The following is a 14,788-nucleotide window of genomic DNA, read 5'->3' as shown; positions in this document are numbered from 1 at the left end:
AACCCTGTCCGCCGGACAGCGCCCGGACTCCTAAGCAGCTCCGCAGACCACCACGGCAATGGCGGTCTTCTGGGCCGCGGCGCGGGTGATCGTCGGCTTCGTTTTCCTCTGGTCGTTCCTCGACAAACTGTTCGGCCTCGGCTTCAGCGCGACCGCCGGGTGGCTGGACGGCCGCTCCCCCACGTCCGGCTTCCTGCAGCACGGCGCCAGCAACGGACCCGGGGTCTTCTTCCGGGACCTCACCGGTGGTGGCGGTGGCTGGCTGGACTGGGTCTTCATGATCACGATGGCCGCAGTGGGCCTCGGCCTGGTGCTCGGGATCATGACCCGGCTCGCCGCCCTCGGCGGGATCGTCTGGATGGGCCTGTTCTACCTGTCCACCTACGCGCCGACCGACAACCCGGTCGTCGACATCCATGTCGTGGTCGTGCTCGTCCTCGTCGGCATCATGCTGTCCGGCGCCGGCCGTGCCTACGGTCTCGGCCGCTGGTGGGAGAGCCGCTGGACCTCCGGACGCGCGCCCTGGCTGCTCGGCGGCTGATCCTCGTGGTGGCGCTGCAGTGCTCAGGTCGGAGAGAGTACTGCAGCGCCCGCGAAGGAGATGCAACGGATGGCTCGCTCGATCCGTCCACACAGGATGCGGATCCGCGTGCCGGTACTCGGCCTCCTCCTGCTCGCCACGTTCTCCGCGGGATGCACGACAACCCCGGTCAGCGGGCCTGCCACCAGTGGTCCAGGTATCGCGAGCAGTTCCGCGGCCCCCCAGCCGACCACCAGCGCCTCCGGCCAGCCGCCGATTCGATCCGCCGAGGTCGTTGCCGACGTCAGCGAGTACTCCGAGATCGACCTGAAGGACTGGGATCTCGTGGCCGAGACCGTCGACGGGAAGAACGTCTTCGTCCCGGACACCGTCGCTCCCGTCATGAAGCTTCGCGGCGAGAACGTGTGGGGCGACGACGGCTGCAACTCCTTCGGTGGACTGCGCGTGTCGTTCGGCGCCGGATCCATGACCTTCTCCGGTCCGTACAGCACATCCCTGGTGGCGTGCGGCTACCCGGTCGCGGACACCATCGCACCGACGATCCTGGCCTTCCCGCCGTCCGGCACGTACGACTGGACGTTGTCCGGCGACGATCTCCGCCTCACCCGGCCCGGCGCGACCTTGGACTTCGAGCTCTCCGCGGACAACTACGCGAGCAGCCTCACCGGCACACCGCCCAACATCATCGACGAGGGCGGCGGCACCAGCGATCACCGCCTCACCTGGACCCACCAGGCCGGATCGGACACCTGGACCTTGCTGCTCGAGTTCCGGCGGGCCACCGGTGAGCCGGATCCGCCGGTCGAGACGATGACCTGGTCGGCCTCGACGTCATGGCCGCCGGCGGAGGGCACCTGCCGGGCGATCCGCCGGGGCCACTCCTGGGACGTCTACGGGTTCGCCGCACCCGACGCCGCCTCGATCAAGGGCACCGCGAACGGTGTCACCGCCATGAGTCACCTGCGGCTGCACCAGCCCGACTGGGATTCCGACCTGCAGGTCTTCACCGGCTCGGTCACTGCTCCGCGCGGAAAGCCGGAGGTCCGCACCTACGACGCGGACGGGCAACTACTCCCTCCGGTCTGCGATCTGTCGGTGTTTCGCTGATCGTTCCGGGGTAACGGAACACCGTCCTGATTCGAAGGACCGCGTGCACCGTCGGGCAGCAGAGAGGTCCCCGCCATGGCCGTCGTCACCCACATCCGCAGAGGGTTCGCCGCTCTCGGCATCGTCACCGCCCTGGCCCTCGGATCGAGCATCCCCGCATCGGCTGCCCCTGTTCCGGACGCGTCGACCTCAGCGGCGCGGGCCTCCGCCGTGAGCCTCACCATGACGCGGACCTCGGCGAACATCGGCACCGAGGTGATCGGCAAGGGCACGCTGACGGCCGCCGGCTCCGACGTCCGGCTCGCGGACCGGCCCGTCGAGGTGTGGGTGCGCACCCCCGGCTACCTCAACTGGGTGCACACCCAGAACACCCGCACCAACGCCCTCGGTCACTACGCCTTCGCACAGAGCTTCAAGCAGGCGACGATCATCGAGGTGCGGTTCCCGGGCGGTTACGGCTGGGCGCCGGCGTCCTCGCCGACCACGCAGATGGCGATCTCGGTCGGCTTCTTCGCCGTCGCCTTCAAGGGCTGCTCCGGCACCAACATCATCAACGGCGAGCTCGTCGCGGCCGGCCGGATCACCCCGCCTCAGTACTCGTTGTCCGCCGAACTCCAGATCCGCACTGCGCCGGGCAACCCGTGGATCCCTGCCAACAGCATGACGGTCGGTCCGGACGGGATCTTCTCGCTCTCCAACCCCCGTCGGCCCGGCGTCTACGACACCCGCTGGGTCGTCGGTGGCCAGTACGTCGTCCCCACCGCCTCGCCGGTGTTCTCCGGAACTCTCCCCGAGCCCGGCTCGTCGTCCTGCAACCAGTTCACCCGCCTGGGCTGACCTCGCGGATCCGCTCGGTCGTGCAACCGGCGCGGCCGGGTGGTACGTCTGCTGACCATGCGCCCCCGGATCGCGATCCTCGCCGCCGCTGCTGCCCTGCTGCTCGCCGGTTGCGGTGCCCGCACACCTGCAGCCGGCCCCAACGGCACCGACGCCACGTCGTCGCCTGTGTCGTCGCCGGAGCCGACAGCGGAGTCGTCGAGTGCCACCAGCAGCGCATCCCCGAGCACCAGCAGTGCCGCCCTCGAGCGGATCACCGATCCGGCAGCGATCGAGCTGATCGAGTGGTTGCTGAGCAGCGGAACGCTCGACGGCCAGAAGGTCCGCGTGGACTCGCTACGGCACCCCTTGGTGCGCTTCAACGCAGGTGCGGTGACGGGGAACGACGGATGCAACCACTACGGCGGCGAAGGAACCCTGGACACCGGGACGGCAGACCTGGAGGGCGGCTGGACCACCTTAATGGCCTGCGGGTACCCGGAGGACGGACTTGTCGATCCGCAGCGGGTGATGCCGATGCAGGGGAAGTACGAGTGGTACCTGGAGGGCACCGAACTCCACTTCACCAAGCCCGGTGTCGAGTTGATCTTCACCGAGGCACCCAGCATCTGGCCGTCCGACCGGGGCCAGGCCGCGCCGAACGTGCTCTACGAAGGCGCCCGCGGTGACGGCGATCTCCGGCTCACCTGGTCCGAGGGCCCGGATTCCCGCTCGCTACAGATGGAATACCGCAGCGAGCCCGGCACCGACATCGGACAGACGGGATGGTCGCTCATGGATGGCGAGTGGCCGCCGTCGATCTGGGCCTGCACCAGCACCACGATCGGTGACGACGTCTACATCGCCGGCTTCGCCCTCCCGGAGACGGCGTCCGTCACCGTCACCGGCAAGGACTTCGTCGAGGTCGGCGAGCTGGAGATCATGCGCCCGGACTGGGATTCCGATCTGCTCGTCTATGCCGGTTGGCTGGATTCCCCGGGCAAGGGCCTTGCCGTTCACACCTACGATGCGGCCGGCACCGAGATCGACCCGTCCTGCAAGGGCCCTTGGGTCGGCTGAGCAGCCGGGCATCGCACCCACCTCACCACGCGGCCCCGACGACCTCCCAGGTCCCCGGGTCGAGGCGGTCGGTGATCAACAACGACTGACCGGGCCGGATCCGCAGGGTCACCTCGCCGGCCCGGATGGACCCCACCGGCCGCCGGCCGCCGGTCGAGGTGGCATCGACCCGGGGACCGTGCGGCAGGCTGTTGACCGCCGCGGCGACCCCGTTGCAGAACACCTGCCACCCCACTCGCCCGCCCCGGTCCCAGGTAATCCGCTTCTCTCCCATGGATCGGAGCCTAGCACCTGTTCGAACATTCGTTCGATCGCTCGAACGGATCAGTGCATGGACCGCCACTTCGCGCGCATCGCCGCGAGTGCCAGCACAAGCCCGCCGGCCAGCACGATGACCCACCCACCGAGGGCCAGCCCACCGACGTCCGCGCCGGTCGCCGACAGCTGCGGAGGCGTCGAGGTCGTCGGCGGCACAGCACTTGTCGATCCCGATGTCGGGGCCGAGGACGTGGGGGCAGATGTCGACGGCGATGTGGGAGCCGAGGACGAGGAGGTCGACGGAGCCACCACCTCGTACCGGTAGGGGAACACCGCCACCACATCCCCGGTGGTCGATCCCAACTGCCAACCGTCACCCGCGCCGCCGGCAGCCCTGGCCGGCACCCGGAGTGCCAGGAACCCACTGACGTCACCGACCGTGGACGGCGCATGCAGGGTGACTTCCGTCCGAACGGTGGCGCCCGGCGCGACCGTCAGGAATGCCGGGTCCGCTGCCACCCCCGCCTCGGTCACCAGCGCAGTCCCCGACGCGTCCGTCACCGTCGCGTCGAAGGCGGCCGAGACCGCCTGCACGGAGACCACCGCGGAGCCCGACGGACTGCCGCTCACCCCGACCGGCCCCGGAGGCCCGAGCAGCACGGACCACGGACCCGGGATCGCGTCATCGCCGACGAACGAGAGTGACGGTGCGGTCGACGGCGCGCTGACCGCACCGGGAACCCCTGCGGGACCGGCGGTGTCGATCAGCACGGGAACCGTCGACCGCACCCCGACCCGCACGGTGTCGGTGAACGGCGGCACGATGAAGATCGGCGGGACACCCTGCTGGTCGGTGATCGGCAAGGACACGTCCGCCGAGCCAGGCGTCACCGGGCGGAGCTCGACGGGTCGGACGTCGTCCAGCCGCGGATCCACCATCACCACCATCGGGTCAACTGTCGTATTGGTGAACGACACTGCCACCGAGCGCTTCTCGCCGACGGTGAGCCGTTCGGGCAGGCCCTCGACCGCGGCGGGGAGGGCATCGGTCGAGACCCGGACACGGAACGTCCCACCCGTGTACGGAGCGGTGAAGCGGGTCTCCTGCATCACCAACCGGTACTGCCACCGCCCCGGTTCGGGCGACAACACCGTCTGCTGCACGGATCCGGCCGGGTCGTCGGTGGCGAGATTGTCGCCGAGGGACCGGACCGTGCCACTGGGATCGATGAGCACCCCGGCCACGGCGGCGTCCACCGGTCCGTCCAGCCCGGCATCAACGGTCACAGCCGCCGCACCCTCCGGCACGTCCATGTCCCAGGTGGCCGTCTGGGCCGCGGCGCCACCCCGACCGTTGCCCGGCAACACCTCTCCGGTCACCTCCAGCGGGCCGGCGTCGAGGTCGGCCACCGTGCGCAGCACCACCGGGAGCGCGATGGCGTCCCCGACCCGCAAGGTGGCGGCGAGATCACCGGGATCGACGGCCAAGTCGACCGGTACCCGCACGGTCGTGCTCTCCCCCGGCTCCAGCACCGGCTGGTCCGCAGCGCCCACCGCCACCACCTGCCGCGCGCCGTGGGCCACGGTGAGCCGGCCCGTCCAGCTGAGACCCTGCGCGCCTTGCAGCACCACCGTCCACCGACCGGCGGCGGGCTGCGGCAGCCACACCTGCAACCCACCGGCGAACGCCGAACCGAAGGCGGCCACGGAGCCGTCGGGGCCGATCACCACTGCCTGCGCGATGTACGGGAACTCCGGAACCGCCGACGCCGCGGTCAGTGTCAACTTCGCCCACGGAAGCCCGGCCGGCAGGTCCACCGGCTCGGACGAGAAGACCATCGGATCACCGGTGAGCCCGTCGACAAAGGCCGGACCGGCGGCGTCCGGTGCCACGATCCGACTCCCGACGACGGTCGGCGTGTCGGAGGTCAGCACGACATCACCGACCGGCAACGGGATGTCGCCGGTGTTCCGCACAGTCGCCGCCACCTCCGCCGCACCCCGGCCCGCGACGAACACACCGGGGTCGGCGACCAGCGCCGCCCCGCCACCGGCCGCCAGCACCGCCGCGTGCGCATCGACGAGCCCGTGCCCTTGCAGGTCCGACGGCAGCCCGAGGTCGGTGGCGGTCGCGGTGAGGAACTCCTGCACCTGCGCGGGTGTCGGGTCGGCGCCGCCGTGACCCTCGCGGTAGGCCTGGATGATCAGGCCGACCACCCCGGCGACGAACGGGGCGGACTGGCTGGTGCCACCGAAGGCGAACAGATCGGACTGCTGCGACGGGTTCCCGGGCATGCTGCACTCCTGGAACCGCGGGTCCGCGCTGCAGGTTGCCCAGTCGGTGTCACCGGGGGCGAGCACGTCGATCGTGGTGCCGGCCCCGGTGATCCCGGAGGACGAGACCTGCGCCGAGGTGCCGGTTCCCGGGGACCAGTCCCCATTCCCGAACCGGGTGGTCCCGGCAGCACCGGTCTGGGCGTAGATACGGGAGTCGGTGCTCGCACCGACTCCGATCACCCGGGGATCGGCCGCCGGGCTGCCGATCGTGGAGTTGGCTCCGGCATCCCCGGCGGAGGCGACCACGGTGACTCCGGCATCGATGGCGGCCGACGTCGCCGCCAGCACCGCGGCCCGGTCGGAGACGTCGGGAAAAGTCGTCCAGTTGAACGAGAAGCTGAGCACGTCGACCCCGGCTTCGACAGAGTCCTCGATGGCCTGCACGGCGGCCGCAGCGGTGAGAGTGCCGCCGTCGTAGGCATTGGAGGCGATGATGTCGGCACCGGGCGCCACACCCACCACCCGGATCCAGCAGTGCCCGTCCGGCAGGGTGACCGCCTGCGCGTTCGTGTGGTCCGCCAGGTCGTAGGTGACGGTGCCCTGGGCGCCGATCGAGGAGACGTCACCGAAGGCCTCCGACCCCTCACCGGCTCCGTTCGGTCCGTCGTGGGTGTAGCTGCGGTAGTCGACCACCACCGGGGTGCCGTCCGCGCGAAGGAAGTTCGGCGCCGCCGGGTCGAGGTAGGTCGACACAACGCCGATGCTCACGCCGCTGCCGTCGAACCCGAGCGAGGCCGCGGTCTCGACAGCCGGGTCGTCGGACCGCACGTTCAACGTGCCGAGCGCCTCCGGCTCGAGCTGCGGTTCCTCCTCGGTGCCCGTACACACCCCCGCCGGTGCCGCCACCGGCGGGAGCGGCGGGTCCCCTGGTGCCGCGCCGGCCATCGGCGCCGGCCCGACAAGGGTCAGCAACAGGGCAGCCAGCAGCACCCGGGTGATCTTCACCCACCGGACGCTAGACGAGCAGTCCCGCCGAACACCTCCGTCACTACACGTGTCCGGAGAATGTCACACGGTCACCGGATGCTTGACAGCTGCAGAGGGCGGGCACCAAGGACGTCATGACCGGACCAGCTTCGAAGGCACGTGCCGCCGCCGGATCGGGCCGAAGGGCCGAACAGTCCCCTGCCTTCGGCGTCCTGGTGATGGTGGGGCTGATCGCCTACGGCGTGGTCCACCTGCTGATCGCCTGGATCGCGGTGCAGGTGGCATGGGGCGGCAGCGGCGAGGAGGCCTCCCAGACCGGTGCGTTGCAGGAGATGGCAGAGACACCCGTCGGGGTGCCGCTGCTCTGGATCACCGCCCTCGGTCTCTTCGCTCTCGCCGTCTGGATGGTCGCCTCCGCGATCTGGGGCTACGCCGACGACAACGGCGCCACCAAGGTCGGGAAGCGACTCGGCGCCGCGGCGAAGGCGGTCATCTATGCCGCGCTCGGGGTGTCGGCGATAGGGACGGCCACCGGATCCGGTGGCGGGTCCGGCGACCAGGGCCAGCAGACGATGACCGCGAAACTACTGGGGCTGCCCTTCGGCCCCGTCCTGGTCATCATCGTCGGCGTGGTCATCGTGGTCATCGGCGGCCGCCTCGTCTACCGCGGCGTCAAGGCCAAGTTCCTCGACGACCTGCAGGACCACCCCGGCAAGGCGGCCGAGATGTTCGGCCGGGTCGGCTATGTCGCCAAGGGGATCGCGCTCGGTGTGGTCGGGATCCTCTTCGCCGTCGCCGGGTTCACCTATGACCCGGAGAAGGCCGGCGGCCTGGACGATGCGCTGAAGACGTTGCGGGACCAGCCATTCGGCGCGGTGCTGCTCACCCTGGTGGCACTGGGCATCGCGAGCTTCGGCGTCTACTGCTTCTACTGGTCACGCCACGCGAAGCGCTGAGCCTCAGCTGCGCACCGGCCGCGGGTCGCCGTCCGCCAGTTCCCCGCGCAGCCGGGTCGCGCGTTCGGTCACCTCGGCCCGCACCGCGTCCTCGTCGATGGTCAGGCACCGACCGCCGGACACCACGACCCGACCGGCGATCACCACATCGGTGACATCGGAGCCGCGGGCGGCGTAGCAGGCGAAGGACACCGCGTCGGTGAACGGCGCGGCGGTCGTCCCGGACACGTCCAGCACCTGGAGGTCGGCCTGCTCACCGATCGCCAGCACCCCGGACAGCCCCTGGTCCAATGCCTTCGCACTTCCGGCGGTGGCCATCTTCAGCACCGACCTGCCGGTGATCACCTGCGGGTCGTTGGCCACGCCACGCGGCAGCAGGATCGCGGTCTTTAGTTCCTCGTACATGTCGAGAGTGTTGTTCGACGCCACCGAATCGGTACCGAGGCCGAGCGCCACGTCGCCGGCGAGATACTCCGGCACTGGCGCGATCCCGGCGCCCAGCTTCAGGTTCGACACCGGGTTGTGCGAGACGGTCACGCCGGGACCGGCCAGCAGCCCGAGGTCACCCGGCTCGGGGTGCACGGCGTGCGCGACGTGCAAACGGCCCGGCAGCAGGCCGAGGTCGGCGACGTGCCGGATCGGCGAGACCCCCCACTGCTCCAGGGATTCCGCCACCTCCCGCCGCGTCTCCGACAGGTGGATCTGGATGCCGATCCCGTTGTCCGCACGCCGGGCGGCGACGTCGGACAGCATCTCCGGCGGGCAGGTGTACGGGGCGTGCAGGCCGTAGGTCACGGTGATCCGCTGTTCGCCGGCGAACTCGGCGGCCAGACCCGGGGTGGCGTCCAGTACCTGGGCGCCGGTGGCGGTCGCCGCGGACGGGAACGCCACGGCGTCGTAGGCGAACACCGTCGGCGCCGCGTTGACCCGCAAGCCGGCGTCGACCACGGCACCGAGCAGCGGGGTCGTCCACTCGAACATGTCGACGAAACCGACGGTGCCGCTGCGCAGCATCTCGGCCATCGCGAGCCGCAGCCCGGCCAGGATGTCGTCGGCCGTCATCCGGAGCTCGATGGCCCGGACATGGCCGAGCCAGGTGTGCAGGTGGACGTCGTCGGAGTAGCCGCGCAGCACGCCCATCCCGGCGTGGGTGTGCCCGTTGACGAACCCGGGCAGCACCAGCCGTCCGGTGCCGTCGATGTCCCCGTCGCCGGCCGGACCGCGGGACGGCCCGACGTACTCGATCGTGCCGGTCTCCACGGACCAGACGATCTCGGCGTCGTGCAGCGTGTGCTCGCCGGTCCAGACGGTGGCGCCGACGATCCTGTTGGCAGCAGTCACGTCAGGAGGCCGACAGGCTCTGCCACTCGCCCCACGACACGGTCCAGTCGAAGATGTCGCCGTCCGCGGCGGACAACTGCACGCTGGTACCGGTCACCTCGACCGGGTCGCCGATCAGTGCCGACTTGAAGTAGGCCTCGGCGTTCTCCGCGGACAGGTTGATGCAGCCGTGGCTCACGTTCACCACGCCCTGATCGCCGACGGTGCCGGAGTTCTGGTGGATGAACTCGCCGTTGTTGCTGATCCGGACGTCCCAGTACTCGGTGACGTTCTCGTAGCCGTACTCCGGGTTGCTCATCTTGTGCACCGGCAGCAGCTCGTTGACCACGTGGATGCCGGAGCGGGTCACCCGGTTCACGTCGCCGATGTCGTCACCGGAGCCGTAGGAGGCCGGGTAGGTCGCAGTGGTGCTGGTGCAGGAGTCGGGGTCGTTGGCCTTGGTACAGCCCTGCTTGACCACGATCTGGAACGTGGTGGCGTCGGCGTAGACGACCTGCGCGCGACCGATGGTGAAGTCGGTGGTCAGGTCGGTGGAGCCGTACATGCCGTCGGCGTACTTCAGGCCGTAGAGATCAGCTTCGACGTGCACCTTGGTGTTCGCCGGCCAGTAGTCCTTCGGCCGCCAGTCGATGCCCCAGGCGTCGTCGTGGTGGATCCAGCCCCAGGAGCCCTCGACCTCGGGCTCGGTGGTGATCTTCAGGTGCTTCTCGATCTCGGCCTTGTTCTCCGGCTCGGTCGGGAAGCGGATGATGATCGGCTGCGCGATGCCGACGACCTCGCCGTCGCCGGGGGTGATGTTGGAGTCGGCCTTGTTGTCCTCGGAGAGCATCCCGTAGGTGCCCTTGATCGCAACGGCCTTGCCGTCCTCGCCGGTCGCGGTGCCCTTGACGGTGTAGGTCTTGCCGAAACCGAGCACCTCGCCCAGCACCCACGACTTCTTGTCCGCCGCGACGGTGCCCTTGATGACCTTCCCGTCCGGGTTGGTCATGGTCAGGTCCTTGATGGTGCCGTTGGCCACCTTGATGGTGATCGCGCCGGACGGCGAGAGATCGGTGGTGCCGAACTTCGGCGAGGCGGTGACCTCGGCGGACGGCAGCACCGGGGTGCTCGAGCTGGTGGTGCTGGAGGTGGTCAGCGACGACGCGGAGCTGGGCAGCTGGCCGTTGCTCGTGCCCTCGCCGGAACTGCTGACGGTGACCTGGGAGCTCGAAGTGGCCGCCGGGCTGGTCGCCGCGGAATCGGTGGTGACGGTGACGACCGCACCCTGCTCGGACCCGCTCGTGCACCCCGCCACCAGGGCGAGAACACCGGCGACACCGAGCACGACGGGCAGGACCCGTGTGCGCCGCTCGTGTGCCGACCCCCGGACGAACCGCGTGAACCGCATGCTGTGCAACCGCCTCATCCCGACCCTGAGCACACCCCAGGGGCGCGGGCACACCGGAGGGGACGTCGGCGAGCACGCCGACCGGACGAGACTACCGAATCCGGCGGTAGGACCGGTGTGAACGAACAGCCGTCCGCCTTGGTTCCCGGCCTGGTGCGGCCCCGGGTGGATTCCGGGGCGGTCAGCGGAAGATGCGCCGGACGATCAGCACGGCGACCAGGGTGCCGGCGGCGGCGAGCGCGATCTTGACCTTCGGGTCGTTCAGCGTCGCCTGCAGCCGGGCCTTGCCCTGGTCCACGACGCGCTTGGGATTCGCGCGCACGGTGAGCTGGTCGACGGTGATGGCGAGGGCGTCGCGGGCGCGCTCGATCTCGGCCTGGATGGTGTCCGGGTCGCGGGCCACGTGACCTCCTGGTGCGATGGGTACGAACCGCTCACGGGCGGCCGCAGACTGGTCATTACCCTAGCGCCATGCAGACCGAACTCCCGGACGTCGGGGACCCCGCGCCCACCTTCACCCTGCCCGACGCCGACGGTTCACCGGTGAGCCTGGCGGACTTCGCCGGCCAGCGGGTGATCGTGTACTTCTACCCGGCCGCGATGACGCCGGGCTGCACCACGCAGGCCTGCGACTTCAGCGCGGCCAAGGGTGAGCTGGACACCGCCGGCTACACGGTGCTCGGCATCTCGCCCGACGCGCCGGCCAAGCTCGCGACGTTCGCCGAGAAGAGCGACCTGTCCATCACCCTGCTGTCCGACGCCGACCGCTCGGTCATGCAGGCCTACGGGGCCTTCGGCGAGAAGAAGAACTACGGCAAGATCGTCCAGGGCGTCATCCGCTCCACCTTCGTCGTCGGGCCGGACGGCCGGATCGAGCAGGCCTGGCGCAACGTCAAGGCCACCGGCCACGTCGCCCGGGTCCTCAAGGAGCTCGGTCTGGCCGCCTGATCGGCTGTCCGATCGGTTGTCCGTTTCCGGGGGTCGGACCGGTAAGTTCGACCCTCACGGGGCCGTAGCCCAATTGGCAGAGGCACACGGTTTAGGTCCGTGCCAGTGTGGGTTCGAGTCCCACCGGCCCCACTCGTCCGCCCTATCCGGTCCCTGCCGCTCGTTCGGGCGGTCCATCGTCCGGCCCGAGCACCTGGTACTTCTTCCTCCGAGCTTCGAGCATCTCCGTGATCCGTTCCTGGGGCACCGGTCCCAGCGTCGCCCACCCGGTGAGGACCACCCACTTCCGTGGGCGGGTGACCAGGCCGATCCCCTTCACGCCGCGCTCTTCGAACCGGTCGATCTCGGACCACGACCACCTCCGCCGGCGGCCGATCTCCGTCACCAGGACGACGCCCGACGGTCCGCAGCGAAGGTTCGACCGCAGAATCGTGCAGGCGAGGGTCGCGAAGACGACGACGCCGATCGCCCCGACTACCTTCTGCGAGCCGGGCCGAATGACCAGCAGCACGACGCTCAGCGCGAGCATCAGGCACACGATGACCACGGAGAACTTCCGCGCAGGGTTCCGGAGGATCAATTCCTCGTTGTCGGCCAAGCCATCTCCCGTCGTCGCGCATGCTGATCATGATGTCCGGCGCCGCCGCCGGCACCTCGCCCGGGTCGTGGCCGGTCCTGGTTACGAACCCACGTGGACGAATCCGTAGAACACCAGCAGCGGCCCAAGAACGATGTTGATGAGCCCGACGACGCGGAAGAAGGTCGTCGTCCCCGGCTTTCCGAGCAGATAGGGCCGACGCCGCAGCAGGTCCACCCAGACGGAGTGGAAGTTCCGGACGGATCCATCGACGTTGAACAACAGGACCACCCCGACCACTGCGGACGCAACGCCAAAGGCGCCGATTCCGACCGACCGTCCGAGGCCGGGCGGGAGGACGATGCAGACGCCGCCCACCACCGTCAGCGCCGCATACACGGTGAAGGTCCATCGCAGCCAGCGCCGGAAGCGCACTCGCTCCGGGCGCCGGGTCAACTGCGAGATGGCGTGGCTCGGCGCTCCCGTTGGGCGAAGGCCCAACCACCGGCGACGAGGACGAGCAGCACGCCCGCTCCCACCCCTGAGCGGTAGAGCGTCCTACCCGGCTCCAGCCGGGCCGAGTCGCATTCGCCGCTGCCGTCGCCGCTGAGGAACATGAGGTCGATCGCCGGACCGCAGCGGATCGTGGTCACCTCCAGCATGTCGAACTCGACCGGCCGCAGGCCGAAGGTCAGCGATACCGCGATCAGCAGCAGCCCGGCCACGACCATCCACCGCCGGATGATCATGTTCCGGCGGTGCGCCGATCCTGTCGCCATGCACTCCCCTACCCGGTCTCTTCGGCCGGATGCTGCCAGACCTGCGGCCGGTCGGTGTCGGAACCGAACACATCGTCGGGGTGATTCGTTCAGCCACCGGAAGACGCTGTCGGAGCGGACGACTGCGGCAACAAGGGTGGCATCGACTCGGAGAGATCGTTCGGCACCGGCGACGGGGAAAGATCAGCCGCCCGGACGGCCCGCAGTGACGACTCGGGACCTTCCTTGACCAGGGTGAGTACCAGCGTGTTCGCGTCCGGCATCGAGACCTCCGCAGCAGCGAGGTCGAACTGCGTCACGAACTCCTGGCCGGGCTCGGTCAGCGCGATGCAATGCTGCTTGCTGTAGTCCAACCTTCCGTGAAGCAAGCGAGTCCCGTCCAATTGCCAGGTCGTAGACGCCGGCGGACAGCTCACGAAGATCGTCATGGTCGGCATCATCAGACGGACGCCGGCACTGAACACGAGATTCCCGAGTAGGTCGGAGGGGCCATCGGTCACCTGCCCGTCCACCGTCATCTCCGTGATCGACCACGTGCCGGCCATCCGGTCCTCGGTGGGCGAAACATCGGCGCGTACGGCAAGTAGTGACATTCCCGCGCTCGGAAGCACCAAGGTGAGGCTGTCGGGATCCTTGAGCTCGAGTTGAGCCTCGGAGTTCGCGAACTCGTCCGCGAACTGTCGCCATGGGGTCGGAGCAGTCGACGTCGGGCAGTCTTCCGGAAGCTTCGAGTGGTTCGAGTATCGCAGGTTGCTCCCGTCCAGAGTCCACGTTCCCGAATCACGCACGCACATCCCGGTGAGCGCGAGCTGATCTTGCGAGAACTCGATCCGCCCGAGCGGAGCGCCCGGTTCGGTGACGGACCCATAGCCTTCGACGGTCAACTCCGTCACGTTCCACTGGCCGAAGAGTTCCGCCTGTGCCGGACCGGTCGCGCCCCGGTCCCCAGGCTGTCGCACGACCACGACCACTGCGATGACGAGGAGAGCAACCGCAACGGCTGCTACGACCGGCAAGACCCGACGAGGGGACCACGCCGGCCCTCGCTGCACGGCTTCCGCCAGCGCCCGGGTCACCGAGGGCGCAGCCGACTCCGCCCGCAGCAACAGCACACCTCGCACCTCCGAGGCTTCCTCGTCGGTCAGCCCATGATCCTCGGGATCGGTCATCGCGCAGCCTCCTGGGCGAGTACCGCGGCCAACTTGGCGTGACCGCGGCTGAGATGGGTCCGGGCAGCCGCGGGCGAGCAGTTCAGCTCGCGGGCGATGTCCTCGGAGGTGAGATCGAGGTAGTGGCGCAGCACGACGGCGGCCCGCTGACTCGCCGGCAGTTCGTCGAGGCACCGATTGATCAGGTCGGCGTTGTCCACCTGACGGAAGGTCTCGCCGCCGGACTCGGGCACCGGCAGCGCCGAGAGCCGTTTACGGATACGCAGCTGCGCGGTCCGGCTCCGGCCCAGCCGCAGATGTGTCGCCACGACCACCCGCCGCGCGTACGCGACCGGCCGGTCGGCGGCGACGACCTTCCCCCAGTTCTTCCAGATCGCCACCAGCGCTTCGGACAACAGGTCCTGGGCATCGTCGCGATCGCCGGCCAACGCACCGGACAGACCTGCGAGCGCAGCGCCGTTCTCCACGACGAATGCCGTGTACGCGCGCTCCCGACCCCGGTCCATGTCCCTACAGAGTCGCGCACAGCACCGGAACGCAACAGCCGTCTGTGGGAAGTTGTCCA

At 69.5% G+C, this 14,788-nt stretch carries 16 protein-coding genes and 1 tRNA gene; 7 read left to right on the top strand and 10 right to left on the bottom strand.

Annotation, left to right across the window (positions count from 1 at the left end):
* Positions 1 to 58: 58 nt before the first annotated feature.
* The 4 genes from GIS00_RS05490 (at position 59) to GIS00_RS05475 (ending at position 3,544) form a co-directional block, all read left to right on the top strand.
* Positions 59 to 541 carry a DoxX family membrane protein gene (locus GIS00_RS05490; protein WP_154767265.1) on the top strand — a complete coding sequence of 161 codons (483 nt, stop codon included), beginning with the start codon at positions 59 to 61 and terminating at the stop codon, positions 539 to 541.
* A gap of 108 nt (positions 542 to 649) precedes the next feature.
* Entirely contained in the window at positions 650 to 1,648 is a 999-nt protein-coding gene (locus GIS00_RS05485; protein WP_154767264.1) for an META domain-containing protein, read from the top strand.
* 75 nt (positions 1,649 to 1,723) lie between these two features.
* Entirely contained in the window at positions 1,724 to 2,485 is a 762-nt protein-coding gene (locus tag GIS00_RS05480) for a hypothetical protein (RefSeq protein WP_154767263.1), read from the top strand.
* A 57-nt stretch (positions 2,486 to 2,542) separates the two neighbouring features.
* Positions 2,543 to 3,544 (top strand): META domain-containing protein, encoded by a 1,002-nt coding sequence (locus tag GIS00_RS05475; protein ID WP_154767262.1) that lies wholly within the window; start codon positions 2,543 to 2,545, stop codon positions 3,542 to 3,544.
* A gap of 22 nt (positions 3,545 to 3,566) precedes the next feature.
* Here GIS00_RS05475 and GIS00_RS05470 read toward each other — a convergent pair whose 3' ends face one another.
* Together GIS00_RS05470 and GIS00_RS05465 are read right to left on the bottom strand one after the other, a co-directional pair.
* Positions 3,567 to 3,818, bottom strand: a complete 252-nt coding sequence (locus GIS00_RS05470; protein ID WP_154767261.1) for a hypothetical protein — start codon at positions 3,816 to 3,818, stop codon at positions 3,567 to 3,569.
* Between the two features lie 50 nt (positions 3,819 to 3,868).
* Positions 3,869 to 7,084, bottom strand: coding sequence for a S8 family serine peptidase (locus tag GIS00_RS05465; protein ID WP_154767260.1), 3,216 nt, complete (start codon positions 7,082 to 7,084; stop codon positions 3,869 to 3,871).
* A gap of 116 nt (positions 7,085 to 7,200) precedes the next feature.
* On the opposite strand from GIS00_RS05465, the gene GIS00_RS05460 reads away from it, so the two are divergent.
* Positions 7,201 to 8,022: a DUF1206 domain-containing protein gene (locus tag GIS00_RS05460; RefSeq protein ID WP_154767259.1), complete on the top strand. Its 822-nt coding sequence runs from the start codon at positions 7,201 to 7,203 to the stop codon at positions 8,020 to 8,022.
* A gap of 3 nt (positions 8,023 to 8,025) precedes the next feature.
* Here GIS00_RS05460 and GIS00_RS05455 read toward each other — a convergent pair whose 3' ends face one another.
* The 3 genes from GIS00_RS05455 to GIS00_RS05445 all read right to left on the bottom strand — a co-directional run bounded on the left by GIS00_RS05455 (position 8,026) and on the right by GIS00_RS05445 (position 11,153).
* On the bottom strand, positions 8,026 to 9,363 hold the full coding sequence (locus GIS00_RS05455; protein ID WP_154767258.1) for an amidohydrolase family protein: 1,338 nt from the start codon (positions 9,361 to 9,363) through the stop codon (positions 8,026 to 8,028).
* Position 9,364: 1 nt separating this feature from the next.
* Positions 9,365 to 10,750, bottom strand: coding sequence for an Ig-like domain-containing protein (locus GIS00_RS05450; protein ID WP_154767257.1), 1,386 nt, complete (start codon positions 10,748 to 10,750; stop codon positions 9,365 to 9,367).
* Between the two features lie 181 nt (positions 10,751 to 10,931).
* On the bottom strand, positions 10,932 to 11,153 hold the full coding sequence (locus GIS00_RS05445; RefSeq protein ID WP_322097545.1) for a DUF3618 domain-containing protein: 222 nt from the start codon (positions 11,151 to 11,153) through the stop codon (positions 10,932 to 10,934).
* Between the two features lie 68 nt (positions 11,154 to 11,221).
* Between GIS00_RS05445 and bcp the strand changes: the two genes are divergently transcribed.
* Positions 11,222 to 11,698, top strand: a complete 477-nt coding sequence (gene bcp, locus GIS00_RS05440) for a thioredoxin-dependent thiol peroxidase (protein ID WP_154767256.1) — start codon at positions 11,222 to 11,224, stop codon at positions 11,696 to 11,698.
* A 58-nt stretch (positions 11,699 to 11,756) separates the two neighbouring features.
* Positions 11,757 to 11,830: transfer RNA gene (locus GIS00_RS05435), tRNA-Leu, on the top strand.
* Between the two features lie 10 nt (positions 11,831 to 11,840).
* Here GIS00_RS05435 and GIS00_RS05430 read toward each other — a convergent pair.
* The 5 genes from GIS00_RS05430 to GIS00_RS26810 all read right to left on the bottom strand — a co-directional run bounded on the left by GIS00_RS05430 (position 11,841) and on the right by GIS00_RS26810 (position 14,729).
* On the bottom strand, positions 11,841 to 12,296 hold the full coding sequence (locus tag GIS00_RS05430; protein WP_154767255.1) for a hypothetical protein: 456 nt from the start codon (positions 12,294 to 12,296) through the stop codon (positions 11,841 to 11,843).
* Between the two features lie 81 nt (positions 12,297 to 12,377).
* A complete protein-coding gene (locus GIS00_RS05425; RefSeq protein ID WP_154767254.1) occupies positions 12,378 to 12,674 on the bottom strand; it encodes a hypothetical protein in 297 nt (98 codons plus the stop codon).
* Between the two features lie 53 nt (positions 12,675 to 12,727).
* Positions 12,728 to 13,054, bottom strand: coding sequence for a hypothetical protein (locus GIS00_RS05420; RefSeq protein ID WP_154767253.1), 327 nt, complete (start codon positions 13,052 to 13,054; stop codon positions 12,728 to 12,730).
* Between the two features lie 89 nt (positions 13,055 to 13,143).
* On the bottom strand, positions 13,144 to 14,223 hold the full coding sequence (locus GIS00_RS05415) for a lipocalin-like domain-containing protein (protein WP_154767252.1): 1,080 nt from the start codon (positions 14,221 to 14,223) through the stop codon (positions 13,144 to 13,146).
* Positions 14,220 to 14,729: a sigma-70 family RNA polymerase sigma factor gene (locus GIS00_RS26810; protein WP_196073128.1), complete on the bottom strand. Its 510-nt coding sequence runs from the start codon at positions 14,727 to 14,729 to the stop codon at positions 14,220 to 14,222. Before GIS00_RS26810 ends, GIS00_RS05415 begins: the two co-directional genes overlap by 4 nt.
* Between the last annotated feature and the right edge of the window lie 59 nt (positions 14,730 to 14,788).

The organism is Nakamurella alba (assembly GCF_009707545.1).
GTDB classification, from domain to species: domain Bacteria; phylum Actinomycetota; class Actinomycetes; order Mycobacteriales; family Nakamurellaceae; genus Nakamurella; species Nakamurella alba.
This window is presented reverse-complemented; position numbering and strand designations above follow the sequence as displayed.

Coding starts and splice junctions, on each gene's coding strand:
- GIS00_RS05415 (WP_154767252.1), bottom strand. CDS start 14,223: ATGACCGATCCCGAGGATCATGGGCTGACCGACGAGGAAGCCTCGGAG.
- GIS00_RS26810 (WP_196073128.1), bottom strand. CDS start 14,729: ATGGACCGGGGTCGGGAGCGCGCGTACACGGCATTCGTCGTGGAGAAC.
- GIS00_RS05475 (WP_154767262.1), top strand. CDS start 2,543: ATGCGCCCCCGGATCGCGATCCTCGCCGCCGCTGCTGCCCTGCTGCTC.
- GIS00_RS05460 (WP_154767259.1), top strand. CDS start 7,201: ATGACCGGACCAGCTTCGAAGGCACGTGCCGCCGCCGGATCGGGCCGA.
- GIS00_RS05470 (WP_154767261.1), bottom strand. CDS start 3,818: ATGGGAGAGAAGCGGATTACCTGGGACCGGGGCGGGCGAGTGGGGTGG.
- GIS00_RS05490 (WP_154767265.1), top strand. CDS start 59: ATGGCGGTCTTCTGGGCCGCGGCGCGGGTGATCGTCGGCTTCGTTTTC.
- GIS00_RS05450 (WP_154767257.1), bottom strand. CDS start 10,750: ATGCGGTTCACGCGGTTCGTCCGGGGGTCGGCACACGAGCGGCGCACA.
- GIS00_RS05420 (WP_154767253.1), bottom strand. CDS start 13,054: ATGGCGACAGGATCGGCGCACCGCCGGAACATGATCATCCGGCGGTGG.
- bcp (WP_154767256.1), top strand. CDS start 11,222: ATGCAGACCGAACTCCCGGACGTCGGGGACCCCGCGCCCACCTTCACC.
- GIS00_RS05480 (WP_154767263.1), top strand. CDS start 1,724: ATGGCCGTCGTCACCCACATCCGCAGAGGGTTCGCCGCTCTCGGCATC.